Consider the following 22,318-nt stretch of genomic DNA (forward strand, 5'->3'; position numbering starts at 1 on the left):
TTACCGGTTCAGACAGCTTCTATCTCTTAGTATAATTTATCGATTACTTCGTCATCAATTTTGTAGCAGTGTTCTTCTGCCGGAAATGTTCCATCGTCAATCTCTGCTATATAAGTCTTTACTGCTTCACGAATCATGTCTCCTGCATTTGCAAAATGCTTTACAAACTTCGGCTTAAAATCACTGAACATGCCAAGCATATCGTAAATTACAAGAACCTGTCCGTCGCATCCTGCTCCTGCTCCGATTCCGATCGTAGGAATGTTGATGCTCTCTGTTACAAGCTTTGCAAGCTTTGCAGGGACACACTCCAGTACCAGTAAAAACGCACCTGCTTCTTCTACTGCCTTGGCATCCTCGATCAGCTTCTTAGCTGCTGCTTCTGTCTTACCCTGAACCTTAAAGCCACCGAAAGTATTGATTGACTGCGGAGTCAGTCCCAGATGTGCAACAACAGGGATTCCTGCTGATACGATTGCTTTAATCTGTGGGCAGACTTCTTTACCACCTTCTAACTTTACAGCTCCAGCTCTGCCTTCCTTCATCAGACGGCCTGCATTTACGACTGCGTCATATACACTGGTCTGATAGGACATAAATGGAAGATCGGTTACAACCAGTGCATTCTTGGCTCCTCTTGCAACGGCTGCGCTATGATGGATCATGTCTTCTACGGTTACGGAGATCGTATCCTCATATCCAAGGATTACATTTCCGAGGGAATCACCGACAAGGATCGTATTGACTCCTGCTTCGTCCAATAATCTTGCTGTCGTATAATCATACGCTGTCAGCATAGAAATCTTATGCCCGGAATTCTTCATCTGCATAATTGATGTTGTTGTGTTCTTCATACGTCTTATTCTCCTATTCTGAAATCATTTCGTACTTTGTTCATTTCAAAATCCTGTTTTGTTATATCCGCCGGCTTGCCTGTCATAGCCCATCCGGCATAGCAGCATTTTCGTCTTTTACTCCTGCTTTGATAGAATATTCTTCATCTCTGAATAATCACGGTCAGGATATTTCTGTTCTGCCAGAGTAACTACAGCTCTTGATACACCGGTATAAATATATTTCTCATTTTTTTCAAGAACATTCAGATGTTTCTTTACTGTCGTTACGTCATTTCTCTCAATCGGTCCGGTCAGCCCTGCCACCGGTCCATCTTCTGCTATATGCGATGCATTTCCCATAAATAATGGAACAAGCGCACGTTCTGCCTGTTTATTTTCAAATCCGCAGTCTTCCAGTAATGAAACTGCCGATCCGTACAGACCATTTACCAGATTACTGGCAAATACTGCTGCAGCATGATATTTTGTTTTATTTTCTGTTGAGAGAAGTACACAGTCATTTCCTAAAAGACGAATAAAGTGGCAAATTTCATTTCCCCACTCTTCATCACCTTCTACTGTAAAAAAACATTTCTGCATTTCCCTGTAGGATTTTGTCTTTGAACTGATTGCATACATAGGATGAATCGAATAACCAAAGGCTCCTGCCTCTGTTACACCTGAAAAAATATTAGATGTCATAGCACCACTACAATGACAGATCAGTTTGCCCTTGATATCAAAGGCTTTTATACTGTCCCACACTGCTTCTATTCTTCCATCCGGAACGGTAAGCATCAGGACATCGCTTGCACAAACGATCTTCTTCAGATCATCAAACACTGCGGTATCGGTAAATGCTGCAGCTTCTTTTGCGCTCTCCACCTGTCTGCTGTAATATCCGGATACGGTTACTGTCTCCGGAAGATTCTTTTGTATCTTTTCTTTTTTCAAATTCTGCTCAAGATACTTTCCAAGTGTAAAGCCTACTTTGCCTGCACCGATAAATCCAATCCTCATATGATCACCTGCTATCGCCTGTTCTATCTGTGGTGTAAATCAGGTATAGTTTCTTTCGAATACCATCCGCCCTTTACAATACCATTTACAAGGTAAAAAGTAAAGCAGGAGAACCTGAATTTATCATCATTTTTTCTCCTGCTTTTCTTCTGTTTTCACTCTATGCAGATCACATATCTACATATGAAATCATCATTTTATATGACCTGCAACTGATTAATTATATTTTGCTATTACTTCTGCATTTGCCTTCATAGCTGCAGCTTCCATGGACTCACGTTCTGCTAAAAGTTTCTTTCTTACTTCTGCATTGCTATTTCCAATGATCTGAAGTGCCAGGTATGCTGCATTCTTGCTTCCGTTGATCGCTACTGTTGCTACAGGGATACCGGATGGCATCTGAACGATAGAAAGAAGTGCATCCATTCCATCTAATACTGAACCGGAAATCGGTACACCGATAACCGGAATAACTGTCTGGCTGGCTACGACACCCGGAAGTGCTGCTGCCATACCTGCGGCAGTAATGATAACCTGTGTTCCGTTATTATTTGCTTCTTCAATAAACTCCGAAAGTCCCGCATGCGCTCTATGTGCAGACAGACATCTCACATCAACAGTTACTCCATACTCCTTTAAAATGCCGATTGCCGGCTCAACCTTTGGCAGGTCACTTGTTGATCCCATTATGATTGCTACTCTCATGTTTTACATCCTTCTTTCTTACTTTATTATATTTTTAATATTCCTGTGCACTACATATCTATGTATTACACAATAGTATACTACTTACTGTTCAGATACTGATCGATAATCTCACTTGCACCTTCATAATCCATCGCATCTACCGTCATCCTTAACGCATTTAAGAATTCTATGTCAGCATCGCTATATTCATATTTTTCTATCTCGATAAATATCTCTTTAACAGACTTGATATCCGCATCCCGTAAGAAGCTACGCATATCCTTCAGCTGTCCACGATCAACAGAATCTTTCATTATCTTTTCCTGTGATTCTTCTGGATTGATCTTATCAAGATAAAGTCCGATATCCTTAAATAATCGTCTCAACATTGACACAAATTCATGCGTATTCTCTTTTGCATACTGCATATTTCCTATATTAATTGCCGATTCAAGATTGGCCGCTTTACGTTCGATGCTGTATGCGCCGATATTACCACTGCTGCTCTTAATATCATGAATGATATTCCGATATTTTCTGACATCATCGTCGATATATTCTTCCAGTCTGTCCGCATCCTGTTCATAATCTTCCTTAAACGCCATAATAAATCGGTTAAATGTATCAAAATTGCCACCAAGCATCTTCAATGCATTTTCTACAACAATACTGTTCTCCAGAATATAAACATCATCCTTAAATCTGGATTCACTGATATATTGTCTGATATTGCTTGTCTTTTCTTTGATCTTCTCCTCCGGCAGGAATAACCGGAACACCCGTTCAATTCCATCCATTTCAAGGGGTTTTACCAGAACATCACTGAATCCCTCTTTAACAATCTCATCCCTGTTGCTCTCTACATTATTCTCTGAAAGCGCAACAATCGGAACTCTCTTATACTCTTCTCCATCCAGGCCTCTGATCTCACGAACAGTATCTGCTCCATCCATAACAGGCATCACGGTATCAATAAATATCATGTCATATGGTGTCACCATTACCTTATCGATTGCCTCAAAGCCCGATAATGCCGTATCACAGACCAACTCATATGATTCAAATATAACTTTCTGGATTCCCAGACTGACATCAGAATCATCTACAAGAAGTATACGTACATCCGGCAGCCAGATTCTGGAACTCGAGTTACGGAAGGCCAACTCTTTTCGCTTGCTAACATTATAATTTACATAGCTGTAATCAAATACCTGCTGTATGATCGAGAACCGGATCGTCGTTCCTGCTCCATATGTGCTGTCAACCTCAGGAGTTCCACCCATACTCTCAATCAACTGTCGCGCGATCGCAAGCCCGATACTGACATCAAAATTACCGATATCTGTTCTGTCGTAAGAATCATCCAGATCAAAAAAGCTGTCCAAACGTTCTTCCTTTACACCCGTGCCTGTATCCGATATCTCTATATCCAGATATATACTGTCTTCTTTCTCGCATTCCTCAGGCGGAATCGTACGCCAGTCAACCGAAATACTTATACTTCCCTCTTTCGTCGTCTTAGCCGCCCTTTGATATAGATTAAGCAATATCTCTTTTATCTTTGAACAGTCACCAATCAGTCCATTTGGAATATCATCCTCAATACTTACTTTTATACTTACAAGCTCTCGATTGATCATCTCTTTAAATTGTATTGCCAGTTCTTCGATCACATCAGAAACTGCATATTCCTTTTCAACCAGATCAATTGTTCCATCCTGAAGATTTGATAGTCTGGAAATACCATCAATAATTCCAAGTATCTCATAACCGGAACCATAAACCGTTGATAATTGCTTTAGCTCTTCTTCATTTTGAGAATCTACATTACGGAGCAGCATCTCACTGATTGCAAGAATGGAATTCAACGGAACACGGATCTCACGGCTCAGATAATTAACATAATCATTCTTTGCCCGATTTGATTTTTCTGCTTGCTCATTCTTTTTACTTAATTCTTCTACCTGTTTATTTTTTCTGCCAAGTAATATGAAAATATATCTGGCAACCACTATGATCGTAATACAGGTCAGAATCACAAATAAAGCGATCAGAACCTTTGAAAACGATGTTTCCCAGAATTTCAATTCTTTTACGATTGAGAAAGACAGCGGTTCTTTACAGGCTATACCATCTGAATTCTCGGCCGTCAGGACAAAAGTATAGTCCCCGCCTTCCAGATTTGTATACTCCGCTTCAAGATAATCGGTCCCTGATAAGACACGATCCTTATCTTCAAAGCCTTCCAAATGATACTTTACCTGAATGTCTCCACGATTCACATAACTAAGAACCGAAAATTTCACAACGATACGGTTCGTATCTCCCGGAACGCGGATTTTACCATCCAGATCGGAAAATGCATATTCTTTATCATCAACCGTAACTGATGATATACGGACCTGTGGGGAAACCTCATTTGTATATATCTGATTCAGATCCAAAACACTGAGTCCCTGATCACAGCATACATATACTTTTCCAGTTGCTGATATATATTCTGTAGAATTATCCGAAATACCGGAAATCAATCCATCATTTTTTGTATAACTCTCACCTTCAGGCGCCGCTGAACTAAGCAGATCCCCCTCGTAATATTTCTGAATACCTCTGGATCCGAAGATCCATAAATTGCCGGATTCATCCATGATCAGATCTGCAATAGAATTTGATGAATCAATGGCACTAATCTGACGAATCACGCCCTCCTGATAGTACAGACCATTGTCTGTTCCGATCCAGATTCCATTACTGCCACCAACAATAGAAGAAACAATATTGGAATCCAGTCCGTCAGCTGCAGATAGTTTTCGAAGATTTGATTCTATGTCGATCGTATACAGACCGGAACCATTAGAACCTGCATACAGCGTTCCATCATCTCCCTGATACAGTGATATGATATCCGCATTTTCCATTCCGGAAAATCTGCCATAACTTGCTGCCACTTTACCATTACTGAGTATAGTAATACCATTCTCTGTACCGACTGCCATGCTTCCATCTTTCAGTTCAATTATACAGTTAACGGCATTACTGGTAAGAAGCGCTTCACTCTTATTATATACTTTATATTTACCTCTCGGATTAACCTTGATTACACCATAGAGACGATACGAACATATCCATAAATTGTTTCTGGAATCCACACAAAAATCACGGATACTTTTGCCGGAAAGCATGGTCACCAGATCTGATTCTCTGTCCAATGTCCCATCTGCATTAATGATGTCCAGACCATCATCTGTACCAACATACAATCTCCCCTGATATTCTGTCACACAGTTTACAATGGATTCATTCATGCCATATTTCAGTGTCGCATTCTGGAATTTGCTTCGACCGAGAAACAGTAGTCCTTTTCGATAAGAGGTCATCCAATAATTACCTTCAAAGTCTACCAGAATATCACTCATCGATTCATTAAACGCAAGCCCGGTCACATATTGTATACCGCCGTCCTGATTTATGTAACCTATACCATCATCCGCAAGCACCCAGAATCTGTCTCCATATAAGCCAAGCTTATTGATACCACTGAGGGCAGCTGTTGAAATCAGGGTAAAATTTTTATTCGTCGTTAAACGAACAATCGTATGCCCAACCGTACCAATATAGCGATTTCCATCCGAATCCACATACAGGCTGTTCAGATCTTCTTCAGTATATGCCGCCTTATTTGTCTTACTGACGATCTCATTATTTTTAATATTGACAATCGTATCACTGTTTACTATCGCATACACATAAGATTTGTATCCGCCGATTGCAGTCACATCCGGATATACGATATCTTCATCAGCAACTAATGTCATATCTCCGTCTGAATAATAATAAATACCTGAAGATGTTGCCAGCCATATCTTACCCTCTTCATCTTCATACATACTATGGATCGTTGTTATCTCTGCATCGGATGGATTTGTTACACGAAAAAATTTGCCTTTATCATAGACAAACAAGCCATAATTTTCTGTTCCAACATATAACTCACCGGAAGATGTTGATAAAATACTGTTTACAGAATAAACATTGCTTCCTTCATCTTCACCAAGTGTAAATTTACGGAATTCACTTCCGTCATATCGATACAGACCACTATCCGTTCCAATCCATATATATCCACTGGAAGACTGGACTATACAATTCGCCTCACCACTCTCAAATCCATCTTCTTCTGTATACTCTGTCTGACTGTAATCAGAGGTAAAATTCTCTCCGGCAGACACAACTAGCCGTGGTGAAAAAAGTATCATCACGGCTGCTGCTATTAAAATAATCATTCTGATTTTTGAATGTAACTGCTTCATAGTTTTCTTATGCACCTAATAAAAATGCTACATATCCTTTTTTAGTTTCGTAAATATCCGCTTTGGAGGTGATCTCCCATGGAGCATGCATGTTTAATACTGCCACACCACAGTCCACAACTTCCATTCCATATAATGATAAGATATAAGCGATCGTACCGCCACCGCCAACATCTACTTTACCAAGCTCTGCTGTCTGATAGTATACTCCTGCATCATCCATCACCTTACGGATAGCTGCGAGATATTCTGCATTTGCATCGTTGGAACCGGATTTGCCTCTTGCACCTGTAAACTTGTTAAATACCATACCTTCACCAAAGATAGCTGCATTCTTCTTGTCAAATGCACTTGCAAAGGTTGGATCATAGCCTGCAGATACGTCAGAGGATAACATTCTGGAGGATGCCAGACATCTTCTGAGTGCCAGTTCATTATAACAGCCCATCGCATTCATGATCTCAGCGACTGTATTCTCAAAGAAATGAGACTGCATTCCGGTTGCCCCCACGCTTCCGATCTCCTCTTTATCTGTCAACAGACAACAGGTCGTCTTTTCTACATCTTCTGCTTCCAACATCGCAACCATAGATGTATATGCACATACTCTGTCATCCTGTCCGTATGCCATGACCATACTCTCATCGATTCCACAGTTTCTTGCCTTTCCTGCCGGGACGATCTCAAGCTCTGCTGAAATGAAATCCTCTTCCTTCATTCCATATTTTTTCTTCAGAAGTGCAAGTACCTGTTCCTTTACTGCTTCTTTTTCTTTTCCCTTTAACGGCTTACTTGCAAATAAGATATCCAACTCTTCTCCTTCGATGACCTTATTTGCCTTTTTTTCCATCTGGGTACCGGCAAGATGGATCAGCAGATCGGTAACACAAAATACAGGATCATTCTTGTCTTCCCCAATGTTTACCTCTACAACTTCTCCGCCTGTCTTGGCAACTACACCATGGATAGCAAGTGGTAAAGTTACCCACTGATACTTCTTGATTCCACCATAATAATGCGTATCCAGATAAGCAAATCCCTCTTTCTCATATAATGGGATCTGTTTGATATCCATGCGTGGGGAATCAATATGTGCGCCAAGAATATTCATACCCTTTTCGATATTCTTCTTACCGATGTTAAATAGCGCTACGGTCTTATTCATCCATACCGCATATACCTTTGAACCTTTTGTCAGCTTCCTGCCTTCTTTGATTACATCCTGAATATCTTCATATCCGGCTTTTTTTACCTGTTTTACGATCTCTTTTACACATTCCCGCTCCGTTTTTCCTGCATCCAGAAATTCACGATAAGCTTTACATAATTTTTCCAGCTTTGCAAGTTCTTCCTTGTCATAACTGTTCCATGCATTTTTATCTTTCATTTTTATGCCTCCTAAACATATAAGTCATTGCTTATACTCTTTTTTATATATATAATGGCATTTCTGCGGATCCTGTATGTCACAAGTCCGAGAATTACCAGATAGATTGCAAAGATCATAAAAGAATCCATCCTTGTAAACTTAAATAAACAAAAACCGATTCCACATAGGATCATGGATACCAGAATTGCAATCGCCATATTAAAAAACGCATTCAAATTGCCTCTGAGCGCTCCATATTCATCTTCCCAGTTTAATTTCGGATGTGTTGCGTCCAACCAAAGGCCGATATAAGTACAACACATAACCGACAATAACGCAATAATAATAAAATAAATTGCTGTCGGCACACTGATATGCATACAGACACATAATACGATAATCGTAATTATAACCGTAATTCCGCTGTATACCAGACTGACACCTGCTTTGATCCCAATCTGTGTCCGATAGCTGACCGGTACATATTTGATAAAACTGAAATGCTCTCCCTCTCTTGTAAATGAGGTTGATGCGATACTGTTCATTGCTGTTGCAAAGAAAGAAACGATCAGCACCAGCAATAATGCGATCAGATCGGATGCTACAAAACCTTTGGAAAGCAGATTCTCAAATGAAGTCATGAAGTTCTTTGTTGCAGGCAGAACAAACAATGCCACCGCAAGAACCGGCCATATAATATTTACCATTACACAATATTTGCGATATGCCGGTGTCCGGTATAGTATCTTACATTCCTTCAGAAAATATGCTTTGTGAATACTTTTTTTCGCATATGCCGCATCAGAAACCACATCTTCTTTCTTCTCTGCTTTTCCGACAGATGAAACCAGATATACACCACGCAGATACAGCTTGCTTCCAAGAAAGAACAACAGTCCTGCCATAATCACATTTAGCAGAATGAACAGCAGAAAATATGCAATATTGTTCGTTTCAAGCGCTTTTAAGAATACAGGAACCGTAAAGAATATCTTTCCCATGATCACTGTAAACATATTGTTATGATTCATCAGACCATCAATATAATTGTTAATATTGATGCTGTCCATCTGAATAAACGATAATAAAAAGAGTCCGAGGAAAATAACGGTTACCAGTCCTGTCATGACATCTACATTCCGAAACAGTTTTATCCGGCTTAAAAATGCCATACAAAGTAAGGCGAAAATACCGCAATATACAAGCGGAAGGATCGGAAGCAGTGCAACTCCGACCAATGCAGTCAGTGCAGATACCGGCTTAAATCCGGCAGCTATGAAGTAGCCTACAAAGCCACTGAATAAAACCATAAACTCCATAACACTCTCTGCGATATATGCATTTACAAATTTGGCTGCTACGATCTCACCCGGCTTTACCGGAAGTGGAAGCAGATGATCCAGATCCGATGAAAAAAACAGTACATTAAACAGTACCATCACCGAAAAGATCATGCCAAATACGGACATCAACTGTATGATCAGCTCTACACCTTCGGTCATTCCTCCGGCTTCTATCAGTGCTTCTGTCATAATATATACAATAAATCCAACGACCAGACAACAGGGAACCATGATACAGAACATCGCAAGTGAACCAAGTGTCTTATATACCTTCGCTTTTTCTCCGGTGTCCGGCATCGTCATCTCTGTATCCTTTGCCATTACTCTGGTCAAATACAAAAAATTCTTCATAAGCACTCTATTCCTCATGTGTCATTTCTATAAATATATCTTCCAGTGACTTATTCTTATGTGCGGCAACCAGATCATCCAGTGTTCCCTGATAGATATCATGACCTTTCTTGATCATGATGATATTATCACACAATTTCTCTGCAACTTCCAGAACATGCGTTGAGAAAAATACGCAGTTACCTTCATCCGCATGCTCCCGCATCATCTTCTTTAATTCATATGCCGCATTCGGATCCAATCCGGTCATCGGTTCATCTAAGATCCAGACCAATGGTTTATGTACTAATGCGCCTATTACCATCATTTTCTGGCGCATACCATGCGAATAGCTGACCATTTGTTTATTTAAGCTGTCTTCCATACCAAAACGCCCAGCCATTTCCTCTAACCGCTTCTTACGGTCAGTCTCTGATACACCATAAATATCTGCAATGAAATTCACATATTCCAGTCCTGTCAACCGTAAAAAGATATCAGGATTATCTGCAATATATCCGATCGACTGTTTTGCCTCAAGTGGATCTTTCCGGATATCATGACCATTGATCTGAACTCTGCCCTCTGTCGGATTTAATATGCCTGTCAGCATCTTGATCGTTGTCGTCTTCCCCGCACCATTCTGCCCTACGAATCCGACGATCTCACCTTTCTTAATATGAAAGCTTAAATTGTTTACGGACACAAAATCTTTACCGTAAATTTTCTTTAAGTTATTGGCTATTATCATTCTTTATCTTCTCCCGGTTCTTATCTGTCACACCATCGTTTCTATCTGGTCTGTCATTTATCAAAATACTTCTTTCCATTTGGTTTTAATTATACCAAGCCCCTAATCTCTTTACAATATAAATATACCAAAGGCAGCCTGAAAATACTCTGCATAGTAACAGGCTGCCATCTTCTTTAAATGATTGTCCGTGGACATTTTACTGTTTATAAGTTGATACTGTCATCAAAATGAAAGGCATAGATGATCTTCTCTGTTACCATTCTTCCGGTAAGCTGATGTATCGTCTTTGCATACATATCAAGCTGCACATGATAACGGCTGACCAGATCCGATATCTGATCCACCCGATCTGTCTTGTAGTCCATTAAAACCACCTGATCTCCTTCCAGAAAATAGGCATCGATCACTCCCTGAACCACGACCATATCCTTGCTGTCTTTATACTCAGGTGATATATCTTCCGGCTTCATGCCGATATAAAACTGCTGCTCCCGGTATAAGGTATGGTTCTTCTGTGCTTCTGCCATACGGATTCCTAGCGGACTGTTGACCATGTTATAAATCTTATCTGCACGGACATGCTCTCTGTACCGTTCTTCCAGATATCCATGATCAAAAAATGACCGGATCTGCTCTCTGATCTCATCCATGCTGTTTCTTGTAAAATCAATAAGCTCCATGATCTTATGGATCACAGTACCCATCTCATTTCCTTTTACAGGCTCCTCCTTCATGCGGGAATGAAGCACTGGTATTGTAAGCTCTGCTTCTGTCACAGGCGGCTGATACAGGTCAGATCCCGGATTCTCCTCTCCGCGGTGTGCCAGTCGTTTGATCTCTGTAACGGACATCTTATTTTTTACTGCCTGCTCTGTTTTATATGGGTAGGTATAATCTAAAAGTTCCTTATACTTTTCATATAACTGACGATCTTCCTGTGCCATCATACTCTTAGATTTATTCTCTGTTTCATTCTCTGTCTGTACAGCATTTTCTTCTGACATATCTGTTTTTGTTCCGGCAAGTATCTGATTCTGATAGCCGGTCTTTGCAAGTACCCAGGTTGCATAAGTATCCTTTCTGCATACAATATCTTCTGATACGATATGCATAGATAACGCCGATAAGATCCAGTCCATAAAACAGCCGGCTTCCATTCTGGTGATATATGGAAGCTCCATCCGCATCTGTCCGGACGCTTCAATAAGAAAATCAGTCTGCAGCGGATAATCAAAGACTGCCTTTTCCGCTCCGGGGTCTTTTACCGCCGCTGTCATATATAACTTCTCTTTTGCTCTTGACAGGGCAACATATAAGATACGGATCTCCTCCGCCAGCTTCTCTGCATTCATGACACTGAGCATGGCCGCTCTTGCAAATGTTTTCTTCTTCGCACGGTTCTTCCGGTCGATCGCATAACCTGCCAGATAGCTGTCTGCATTTACCGTCACCGGAGATAAGGCATCCAGATTCGAAAAACGATTTGCCAGTCCACTGACAAATACAACCGGAAATTCCAGTCCCTTGCTCTTATGCATCGTCATCATCACAACAGAATCGTCATCATCTCCAAGCACCGACGCTTCTGCAAAATCCAGATCATTCGTCTTCAGCCGGTCCATGTAACGCAGGAAATTAAACAGTCCACGAAAACTGCTGTCCTCATAGGTATCCGCTTTCTGGATCAGCATATCGATATTTGCCTGTCTTCGTTTTCCCGACTGCATCGCGCCAACAAACCAATAATATCCGGTCTGCTCCAATATCGAATGAAGCAGTTCACTGATACTCATATAGTTTTTATCTGCCTTCCAGCTATCCAGCATACGAAGAAACTGTCGAAGCTCCTCTGAAGCTTCTGAGTCCGGCTTTTCTGCATAATAACAGACCTTCTGATAAAAACTCGCCGTCCGCGCCAGATTCTTCTCATGATCCTTGAAGTCCCGGTCATAGATACCTACAATCTCTGCAAGCTCCTGTTCCTTTACACCTGCAAGCGGTGAACGAAGGACTGCTGCAAGTGCATAATCCTGATGGGAATTATCGATCACCGCCAGCATATCAAGCAGGGTACTGATCTCGATCGCATCAAAATATCCACTCTCGCTCTCTACAAATAATGGAATTCCACGCTCCGCAAATGCTTCCTCAAAGGCTTTCGCATTCTTCTTCACACTTCGCATCAATACCGCAATATCCCGGTAAGAAACCCTTCTGGTCTCTCCGTTATCTCCATCCGGAATATAAAGTGGTTTATCACCCTTCACTAACTCATAGATCTCATCTGCGATCATCCGTGCCTCTATATCCACATTTGTTAACGACCGTATCTCTTCCGGCTGGGATTTCTCCGAATCTGCGCAATCATTCCTTACGATCAGGATCTCGGATCCATACCCCATATTATTCTTGTCTTGTCTTCCGATATGCAGCTTTGCCGATTCATCATAATCGATCCCGCCCAGATTCTCTGACATCAACGGTTCAAAGATCTGGTTGATCGTATCAATCACCTTTCCTGCACTTCGGAAATTATTCGAAAGCAGGATCTTCTGATCTTCTGCATCTTCCCGGTCAGAATATGTATTATATTTATTCAGGAACAGATCCGGTCTTGCCATACGAAAACGGTAGATACTCTGCTTGATATCCCCCACCATAAACATATTCTTCCGATCTTCTCCGTGACCTGTCACACAATTTAAGATATCTTCCTGTAAAAAGTTGCTGTCCTGATATTCATCGATCAGGATCTCACGATACCGTCTGGCAACCGTCTTTCCTGCTTCCGATGGAATCACACAGCCATTCTCATCCGTTCCTGCACACAGGATGTCATAGGCAAATTCTGAAATATCACGGAATTCATACAAATTCCTGTCGAGCTTTTCTTCCTTTAACCGCTCCATATAGGAACGTGTCAGGGATAATAAAGCTGACAATGGTCCTTTCATCATCGCACATTCTGAAAGTATGACACCTGTCGGACGGAACAATGCCATCATGTCCTTTACACTCCCACGATAGGTCTGCATAGTCGTCTTTACATACTGCTGTTTCTCCGGATCACAGGCTGCGATACGCTTCAGATTGGAAAATTTGGAAACCCGTTTATATGCCTCATCCATATCCTCGGCCTGTCTCAGATTCCGCAGTAATTCCAGATCCAAGCGTATAATAGGATCATAACCTGCAGGACCATCTGCTTCACCTGCAATCTCTAAGCACTGTTCTGCCTGACCGATCGCTGAATCAAGCGTGTCTGCTACGATCTGCATATAATCCCGATACCATTTTAAGGTATACAGTTCTTCCTTTGTTGATACTTCAAGTGCTGTTTCTGCTTCATTTATCCAACGTTCCGGCTTCGGATAACCGGAAGCAACCCGGTAGATCTGATAGACCAGCTCCCGGATCTTCTCATCCGATTCTTTTCTCGCAAAGCTGTCTACCAGTCCGATAAATTCATCGGATGCTTCCTGATATTTCTGTTCTAATACTTCATCCAATATATCATTCTTGATCAGATCCATCTCTGCATTATCTGCTATATCAAAAGAGGAATCGATCCCGATCATCTGAAAATAGTCTTTTACGATTCCAAGGCAGAAGCTGTCGATCGTCATAATATCTGCCCGTGGCAGCAGGGATAACTGCTTAACGATATGCTCATCCTCCGGATGATCTTCGGCTGCCTGCTCAAGCTTATCGGCAATCTTCTCTTTCATCTGGGCAGCCGCAGCTCTAGTAAATGTTACAACCAGAACCTCATCAATATCGATTTTCTCCTCTGCCTTATTGCCATCCGCATCAACTCCCATGACCATCTCAAGAATCCGTTCTACAAGGACAGCCGTCTTACCGGAGCCTGCCGCAGCAGATACCAGAAGATTACCATGTCTGGAATTAATGACTGATTTCTGTTCATCTGTCCATGAAATACCCATCTCTGCTACTCCTCCCTGTACCGCTTAAGCTTCTCGTTATCCGGTCTGCGATATTGATTTCCGCCATTCTTAACATCAAAATGACAGATATTCTTAAACTCACAATAATCACAGCCTGTATTGCTCTTATTCTTATATGGCTCGATCGCGATCTTTCCCTCTGCGATCTGACTTCCAAGTTCTTCTATATTCTCTCTCGTCAATTCCATGATCGTCCGGATCTGGTCTGCCGATACCACATTCTCACTTTTCTTGATGTCACCATTTTTATCAAGTTTTACCGGAAGTGACTGATTGCAGGTATGATCCATCTTCTGTATCACGGCAGGTGATTCATTGACAAATCCCTGCAGCTTCATTTTCTCCATTCTCTCAGCGTCTAATTTCTCCTGATCCGAGAATTCCGGCTGCTCTGTATCGGTATCAATCTCCGAAGATTCAATCTCGATCACCGGATCATCAAAGCTGTAATATAATAAACCGGCGATCTGAATATTCTTATCGGGATAGATCATTTTTTCAATCTCATATGCGATCGCAGAATAGGTCACAAGCTGAAGCTGTTCTCCATTCAGTATCTCCTCCAGACTGAGTTTTCTGGCAGATGATTTGTAGTCGATCACCTTGATATAAACGGTTCCATCCTCTTCTTCCACATCCACACGGTCGATCTTACCATTGATGCTCATCTGGATCTGATTTGGAAGCTCAAACAGATAGGAACCCACTTCATCCTTTGCGGAATCAAAGGTCTTTTCCAGCATTCCAGGCTTCATGCTGCCAAGTCTTATATGCTTCTGTAACATACCGGCGGATGTCTGTGCCATACGTTCGATCATCTGAAGCATGTAGGCATTTCTTGCATTATCTTCAAAGAAATCTCCTGCCGATTCCTCCGCTGCACGATTTACAAGCTCCGTGACCATCAGCATTCTTTCATCTTCCGGAAAATTCTCCCAGTCATTATTTCTGGTGTCTCTTACCTGCTTAAACAGTCCTTCCATTACACTGTGAAGGATAACTCCGACATTTCTGACATCGACCTGATACATTTCCCGCTCTTTTAGACGCAGACCATATTTTAAGAAATATGCAAATCCGCATCTGGCATATAATTCAAGCTTCGATACTGATGCATGCAGATATCTGCCATATAACAGGGCGATCGTCTCCGGTGGAAGCTGTTCTGCCACGTTTCTGTATGTTCTGCCTTTATAAATGGCTGTCAATTCTCCGGCAAATCCCTTTTCTGTCAAGATTCTTGTCAGTATCCGGCTCTCTGCATCTTCGCTATCCTCTGCACGGAGAATCCGTCTTAATGAACGGTTGACGGTATCCGGCATACAGGAAGCAGCATCATACTCTTCTGCCTGAAGGGACGGAAAAATGCTGCTGATCCTTCCAAGCAGATAAGACGGACGCATGCTTTCAAGTGATGCGCTTAATTTATGATACGATATATACAGATAATCGGATGGTTTCGTCAGTATCGTATAAATATAAAACTGCTCGATATAGCTGTTCTGTTTGTCGGATGGAGCAAGCTCCAGGCCGCAGTCTGACAAAATATCCCGGTCTCTGTCACTTAGGATTCTTCCCTTTTTCGGTGCTTTTGGCACGATTCCATCATTGACCGATGTAAAGAATAACACCTTTATATGATTTAATCTTGACCTTGTGATATCTCCGATCAACACCCGATCAACCGTAGGCGGTACAACACCGACTTCAATATCTGAAAGTCCGGTATCCACGATCTCATAAAACTCTTTCACGCTCATCTTTGTATCGCCTAAGAGTTCCGCTATCTTATCAAATAACCGGACCGTTTTCTCAAAGATCTGACCATAAGCATCTCCTTCATTGATCCGGTTTTCTTCATATAATTCATTCTTTCTGGCTTCTAACTTCTCATACATATGAATCTGAAGCAGAAAGTCATAAAGGGCTTCCACATAATCTTTTGTGACTGCCTTTTTATCTGCAAAGACCTTACGGATATCCCCAAACATCTTCATAAATGCCTGACGGATCTCTTCTATATTTACCGGAGAGGTCTTCTCATAGTTTTCAGATACTGCCCGGTTCCATCTGCTGTAGCCACGGACACCACGCTTTAATGCATAATTTTCCAGAAGCTCTATATCCTCAAAGGACAGATCTGTCATACCCGCTTTTAAGAACCGGAACACACTGTCATAGGAGAAATCATCTGCCAGAACCGCCAGTACACTTCGGATCGTTTCCGCACATGGATTTGCTTTCAGGCAGGCATTTGCATCGATAAATACAGGGATCTCATATTCATCCATCACCCGTTCATAGATGTGGGATGCCTGTTCCAGATCTCCCGCTACGATCGCGATATCCTTATAACGGTATCCTTTCTCCCGCACGAGCCTCCTTATCGTAGATGCGACAAATACGATCTCGTCCTGCGCATCTCCTGTCGCTGTCAGATGGATCCGCTCTAATGGCTGCTTCCATTTCTGATACGGACTACGGAACAAATTCCGCTCCAGAAAAAACAGTTCCCGGTTCTCCCCCAGACGATAGTTGATTGTTCCAGGCAGAACGACCGGAGACTCGATCTCCATACCAGCGGCTGCTGCCGCTTCTGTTAATTTCTTTATCGTAGTCTTTGTCAGATAGAATAATTCGTAGTCTTTTATATGCTCATACTTCTGATCTCTGTCATCTAATGTAAAGGAAAAGGTCAGATCATCCGCACAGGTCATCAACTTCTCAACAAGTTCAAGCTGTACCGGCGTAAATCCGGTAAACCCATCAAAATACAGAGAACTGCCGCACACAAGCTTAGACTGGCCAACATGTCTGGTCAACAGCTCCACCAACTGTTCTGCCACAATATAGCGTTCACCTGCAAATGCTTCAAATTCTTCGTAAATGTGTCTGATATCCTGCATTTTACCTGCAACAACGCTGTCCTCCGGAATCTGCTCCATGATCTCATCGATCGTATCCTGCTTGATATTATACTGGAAGATCTCCGACATCATGGATTTCATCTCGTCTACAAATCCAAGCTTGTCATAATAGCTTCCATATACGTGTAAGGTGTCCTGCTGTTCACATAAGATTTTCTTGATCAGCATACTTTTTCCAAAGTCTTCCAGCACCTGCCCGGTGCTGATCCCCAGTTCGTCAAATACACGATATGCCAGCCGGTTCATGCCGATCGCATCAATGTTCATCATGCCTCCGGCCGGATGCATTGTGACCAGTTCTCTCTGTGCTTCCATCGTATACTGTTCCGGCACGATCAGATAAAAATTCCGCTCCGGTTCTTTTATCGATGCCTGAATGATTTCATTGTAAATCTGTCTGGATTTTCCTGAACCGGATGCTCCAAGTAAGAATCGAACTGACATAACGGTCTCCTTTCACTCATCTGTCAAGCAATACTCTTTTTCTGACTCTCTCTTTGCTAAGCCATATTTACTTCAATATTGTTTTACTAACCATCTGTTCTTTGGTTATATTTTGTTTTCTCCGTGAATACAATATAGTAATAATAAATGAGGGGAATATTTATATGGCATCCACAAAGCTTATCGTTTTAAAATCTAAAGAAATCATATACACGGTTATTTTTCTCGGACTTGTCGCCCTGTTTATCATCATACTGACGATCATGTTCAAAAAACCTGCCACCGTTTCAGAAACTGCTTCTTCGAATACCGCTTCCGAAACAACGGAGCCTTCTTATAACCCCGGTACATATGATTCTACTATCACGCTTGGCGAATCTACTCTGTCTGTTATGGTTACGGTTGATGAACATTCTATCCGGGATGTTGCGCTCTCCAATCTGGACGAAAGTGTCACCACCATGTATCCGCTCCTGTCGTCTTCTTTAGAGGCGATCAACACCGACCTGCAGTATGTGTCATCCGTTGACGACCTCACCGTTTCCGGCGATACCAAGTATACCTCAATGCTGCTGATCAACGCCATCAAAGAGGCGCTTGCCAAGGCTGTGGTTCAATGATGCCACCGTACGATATATGCCGGTCAACTGCCTATTGTTACGCAAAACGTTCCCACTCTATCCTCGACGTAGCGGTACATAAGGCTGCAAAAGACGCAGCCTAAGTACCGACGCTCGGACAGGTTTGCTACACAATATCAGTTGTCCGGCATATATCTGTTTATTGACATAACACCGTTTCCAGCCTTGGCTATTGATACGGTACAACCACCTAAGTACTATGCTCCTTATTTCGCAGAACGCTTTCATAAGTCCTTGAATCAAAATGAAAGATACATTACATATTATTCCGTAAGACGCTTCCGCTCGTATCCACGCTGTGCAACTTCGAACTAACCTCGGCAAAGCCTCACTAAGGTCTCAGTTACTCGTGCAGCCGTACATAAAGTTGCAAAAAACGCAACTTAAGTACCGGCCTCGGATAATGCTTACGTCATAATAGTAATGCTATCTTCCATTTTAACTTAAAGTGCTAACATCTGGACAGGTCTGCTACATAAGGACATTCTACTCAGGTGATTTGTGCTTCTATACCAAGATGCGTTATATAACATTTCTGTATGTCAGTTTTTTGTACACTAGCACACTATTGTCCCAGCCTTGGCTGCGCTGCCTTTCAATCATAAATCGCATAGCCAAATATTTCTTTGTATGCTTACCACAATATAGAAGGATGATAGGTGTAGCCGGTACGCAGCTTTGATATCAAAGACAGAGAATGTGTGTAGATATTTTTATTTGACGGCCTTTTCTCACGTCGGTACTTAACGAATCGCATAAGCGATGAGTTTAGAACCGCTACGTGAGAATAGAGTGAAAACGCCCGGAAAATAAAAGATATCTACATCACATTCTCGTCCTTATACCATAACGTAAAGGCTAGCGACTAATGTTTGTTTACAATGTCGTTCCGGTCTTTGTAGATGCTGTTTGATGGCACATAACCTCTGACACGGGACAATGGGTAGATGTTTGAATGTGAGCCGATCACGGTGCCCGGATTTAAAACGCTGTTACAACCAACCTCTACATAATCGCCGAGCATTGCGCCAAATTTCTTCATGCCGGTTGCAATATCGAAGTCCGCACCTTTGACATGCACCAGTGTTTTGTCTGACTTGACATTAGAGGTAATGCTACCTGCTCCCATATGAGAATGGAAGCCAAGGATCGAATCACCTACATAGTTATAATGTGGAACCTGCACATTATTAAAGATAATGACATTCTTTAACTCTGTGGAGTTACCAACAACGCAGTTATCTCCCACTAAAGCACTTCCACGAATAAATGCACACTGTCTGACCTCTGTATCTTTTCCAATAATACATGGGCCTGCAATATAAGCAGAATCAAATACAGTTGCTGATTTATGAATCCAGATATTTTCACCACGTTTCTCATACTCTTCCGGATCTAAGCTGTTTCCAAGTTCAATGATAAAGTCCTTGATCTTCGGAAGCGCTTCCCACGGATATGTAACGCTTTCAAGCAATGGCTTTGCTGCTGTCTCTGTCAGATCATATAATTCTTTGATCGTTACCTGTTTTACTGTTTCATTATTCATTTTCTTATACCTCACTATCTTTTTCAGAATTTAATAGAAAACAATCATTCGCCCGCAAAGGACAATTTTTATCTAAAAAGCAATCATCTATCCACAAAGGATAATTCTTTCTATTAAGCAACTATGTTCAAGGTTATTTTTTATAATATACCCTTGTTCTGTCAAATACTGTTGTAATCTGGTTCTGATTACTGATTCCTTTTACCAGATTTGTATATTTGATCACAAAGGTGTTCATCTTGTCTGTATATTCTTCTTTTGTGATCGAACCATCAGCGACACCACACAAGCCTTTTTCCCAGCTTGCTGTCAGATCCGCCCGAAGCAGTCCATTGATCGAATAATAAACAACATCATAAATGATCTCGCCGAGAAATGTCGGTGTTACAATCTGCGTTTTCTTATTCAGAGCAATGTATTTGTTATTTACAAGCTTGGTGATGATTCCATCTCTGGTCGCACTGGTTCCGATACCTGCGCCCTTGATCTGCTCACGAAGCTCCTCGTCCTCGATAAACTGTCCGGCATTTTCCATCGTCAGGATAAGCGTACCGGAATTGTAGCGTTTCGGAGGTGATGTCTCACCCTCTTTGATCTCGAATTTGTCAAGTGAAAGAATATCTCCCTTTTTCAAATGTCCGATCGTCTCGATGAATTCCGGGCTGTACTTTGTATCATCCTTTTTCCTTGTAAAGCGGTTCGTGGCAACATTCAGGTAACCTTCTTTTAACATATATTTGAAATTGGCAAATAAGAATTCATCCTGCTTTGCCAGTGTCATTGAAAGCTTCTGATATTCTGCTGCCGGATAAAAGATGCTTAAGAATCGTCTGCAAATAATCTCATACACATTTGCCGCGATCTCAGACAAGCCCCTTAACGCACCCATGCCCTGTCCGGTCGGAATGATCGCATAATGGTCTGTGATCTGTTTATCATTTACATACTTGGTCTTTGCGATCGTCTTATAGCTTCCCATGTTAAGAACCTCATCGGCATAGGCAGCCATCGGCGTATAGCGTTTCAGGCCGGATATGTTCTTATAAATTTCCTTTGCCACAGCCGTTGACAACACTCTGGCATCCGTTCTCGGATATGTCACCAGCTTCTTCTCGTATAACTCCTGCACGATCTTTAAGGTGTCGGACGGACTGATCTTAAAGAGGGAAGAACAGTCATTCTGCAACTCGGCAAGGTTATACAGCATTGGCGGAGCCTTCTTTTCTTTCTTCTTCTCACTTGCAACAAGCGTGGCTTCCATTCCATTTGCCGACAGTTTTTTTACCAGATCTTCTGCATCCTTCTTCTGTTTGAAACCATTTTCTTTATACAGAAGCGGTGAATTAAAATACGGTGTATCCTTTACTGCTTTCCATTCTGCCTCAAATGTCTGCCCGGCAACATTTACCGTACCAACAACACGGTAAAATGGTGTCTTTACAAATTCACGGATCTCCCGTTCCCGCTTCACGATAATGCCAAGAACACAAGTCATAACACGTCCAACCGCAATCACACATTTGTCCAGTTTCAGATAATTTCTTATCACATAGCTGTATTTTAACGATAAGGCTCTGGAGAAATTAATACCCATCAGATAATCTTCTTTTGCACGAAGATATGCGGCATCACTAAGCGAATCATATTCTGAAAGCGGCTTGGCTTCCCGGATCCCACGTAGGATTTCTTCCTCTGTCTGGGAGTCGATCCAGACTCTCCGCTTCTCTTTATTTCCAACCTTTGCCATCTGATCCACCAGACGATAGATGTATTCTCCCTCACGTCCTGAGTCGGTGCAGACATAGATACAGCCTACATCATCCCGGTTCAACAGCCCTGCTACGATCTTGAACTGCTTGCTGACATCCGGTATCACTTCATATTTGAATTCTGTCGGAATAAAAGGAATCGTAGCCAGATCCCATTTTCTTAATTTCTCGTCATAGGCATCCGGATAGCTCATCGTGATCAGATGTCCCACACACCAGGTCACAACAGAATCTTCCGATTCCAGATAGCCCGCTCCGGCATTTCCTTTTACACCAAGCACATCTGCAAACTGCCTTGCAACACTTGGTTTTTCTGCTATATATAAATTCTTCAAATCAAACTCCTGATTCTTTTATATTTGATCAATATTACA

12 protein-coding genes are annotated in these 22,318 nt (G+C 41.8%); 1 reads left to right on the top strand and 11 read right to left on the bottom strand.

Translation table 11 applies throughout. The features are described from left to right. Positions 1 to 26: 26 nt before the first annotated feature. The 9 genes from panB to DWW43_RS07140 form a co-directional block, all read right to left on the bottom strand. Positions 27 to 854 (bottom strand): 3-methyl-2-oxobutanoate hydroxymethyltransferase, encoded by an 828-nt coding sequence (panB, locus tag DWW43_RS07100; protein WP_119963141.1) that lies wholly within the window; start codon positions 852 to 854, stop codon positions 27 to 29. 117 nt (positions 855 to 971) lie between these two features. After that, complete coding sequence (locus tag DWW43_RS07105; protein ID WP_119963142.1) at positions 972 to 1,856, bottom strand: Rossmann-like and DUF2520 domain-containing protein; 885 nt, start codon at positions 1,854 to 1,856, stop codon at positions 972 to 974. 216 nt (positions 1,857 to 2,072) lie between these two features. Next, complete coding sequence (gene purE, locus DWW43_RS07110) at positions 2,073 to 2,561, bottom strand: 5-(carboxyamino)imidazole ribonucleotide mutase (protein WP_119963143.1); 489 nt, start codon at positions 2,559 to 2,561, stop codon at positions 2,073 to 2,075. 80 nt (positions 2,562 to 2,641) lie between these two features. Then, positions 2,642 to 6,799: a response regulator gene (locus DWW43_RS07115; RefSeq protein ID WP_243104422.1), complete on the bottom strand. Its 4,158-nt coding sequence runs from the start codon at positions 6,797 to 6,799 to the stop codon at positions 2,642 to 2,644. Positions 6,800 to 6,860: 61 nt separating this feature from the next. Continuing rightward, positions 6,861 to 8,240: an aminopeptidase gene (locus DWW43_RS07120; RefSeq protein ID WP_008403082.1), complete on the bottom strand. Its 1,380-nt coding sequence runs from the start codon at positions 8,238 to 8,240 to the stop codon at positions 6,861 to 6,863. Between the two features lie 11 nt (positions 8,241 to 8,251). Beyond that, complete coding sequence (locus DWW43_RS07125) at positions 8,252 to 9,916, bottom strand: hypothetical protein (RefSeq protein ID WP_243104423.1); 1,665 nt, start codon at positions 9,914 to 9,916, stop codon at positions 8,252 to 8,254. Between the two features lie 7 nt (positions 9,917 to 9,923). Continuing rightward, positions 9,924 to 10,646 (bottom strand): ABC transporter ATP-binding protein, encoded by a 723-nt coding sequence (locus DWW43_RS07130; protein ID WP_119963146.1) that lies wholly within the window; start codon positions 10,644 to 10,646, stop codon positions 9,924 to 9,926. A gap of 206 nt (positions 10,647 to 10,852) precedes the next feature. Further along, on the bottom strand, positions 10,853 to 14,596 hold the full coding sequence (gene addA / locus DWW43_RS07135; RefSeq protein ID WP_119963147.1) for a helicase-exonuclease AddAB subunit AddA: 3,744 nt from the start codon (positions 14,594 to 14,596) through the stop codon (positions 10,853 to 10,855). Between the two features lie 5 nt (positions 14,597 to 14,601). Next, a complete protein-coding gene (locus DWW43_RS07140; RefSeq protein ID WP_119963148.1) occupies positions 14,602 to 17,988 on the bottom strand; it encodes a PD-(D/E)XK nuclease family protein in 3,387 nt (1,128 codons plus the stop codon). 164 nt (positions 17,989 to 18,152) lie between these two features. Here DWW43_RS07140 and DWW43_RS07145 point away from each other — a divergent pair, with 164 nt between their 5' ends. Next, positions 18,153 to 18,608 carry a hypothetical protein gene (locus tag DWW43_RS07145; protein WP_119963149.1) on the top strand — a complete coding sequence of 152 codons (456 nt, stop codon included), beginning with the start codon at positions 18,153 to 18,155 and terminating at the stop codon, positions 18,606 to 18,608. Positions 18,609 to 19,494: 886 nt separating this feature from the next. Here the strand turns inward: DWW43_RS07145 and DWW43_RS07150 are convergent. Together DWW43_RS07150 and DWW43_RS07155 are read right to left on the bottom strand one after the other, a co-directional pair. Beyond that, positions 19,495 to 20,175: a UDP-N-acetylglucosamine pyrophosphorylase gene (locus DWW43_RS07150; RefSeq protein ID WP_119963150.1), complete on the bottom strand. Its 681-nt coding sequence runs from the start codon at positions 20,173 to 20,175 to the stop codon at positions 19,495 to 19,497. 133 nt (positions 20,176 to 20,308) lie between these two features. Next, positions 20,309 to 22,279, bottom strand: a complete 1,971-nt coding sequence (locus DWW43_RS07155) for a DNA topoisomerase (protein WP_119963151.1) — start codon at positions 22,277 to 22,279, stop codon at positions 20,309 to 20,311. Positions 22,280 to 22,318 lie beyond the last annotated feature (39 nt).

The sequence above is a fragment of the Clostridium sp. AF15-41 genome (assembly GCF_003604095.1).
In the GTDB taxonomy this organism is placed as follows: domain Bacteria; phylum Bacillota; class Clostridia; order Lachnospirales; family Lachnospiraceae; genus Coprococcus.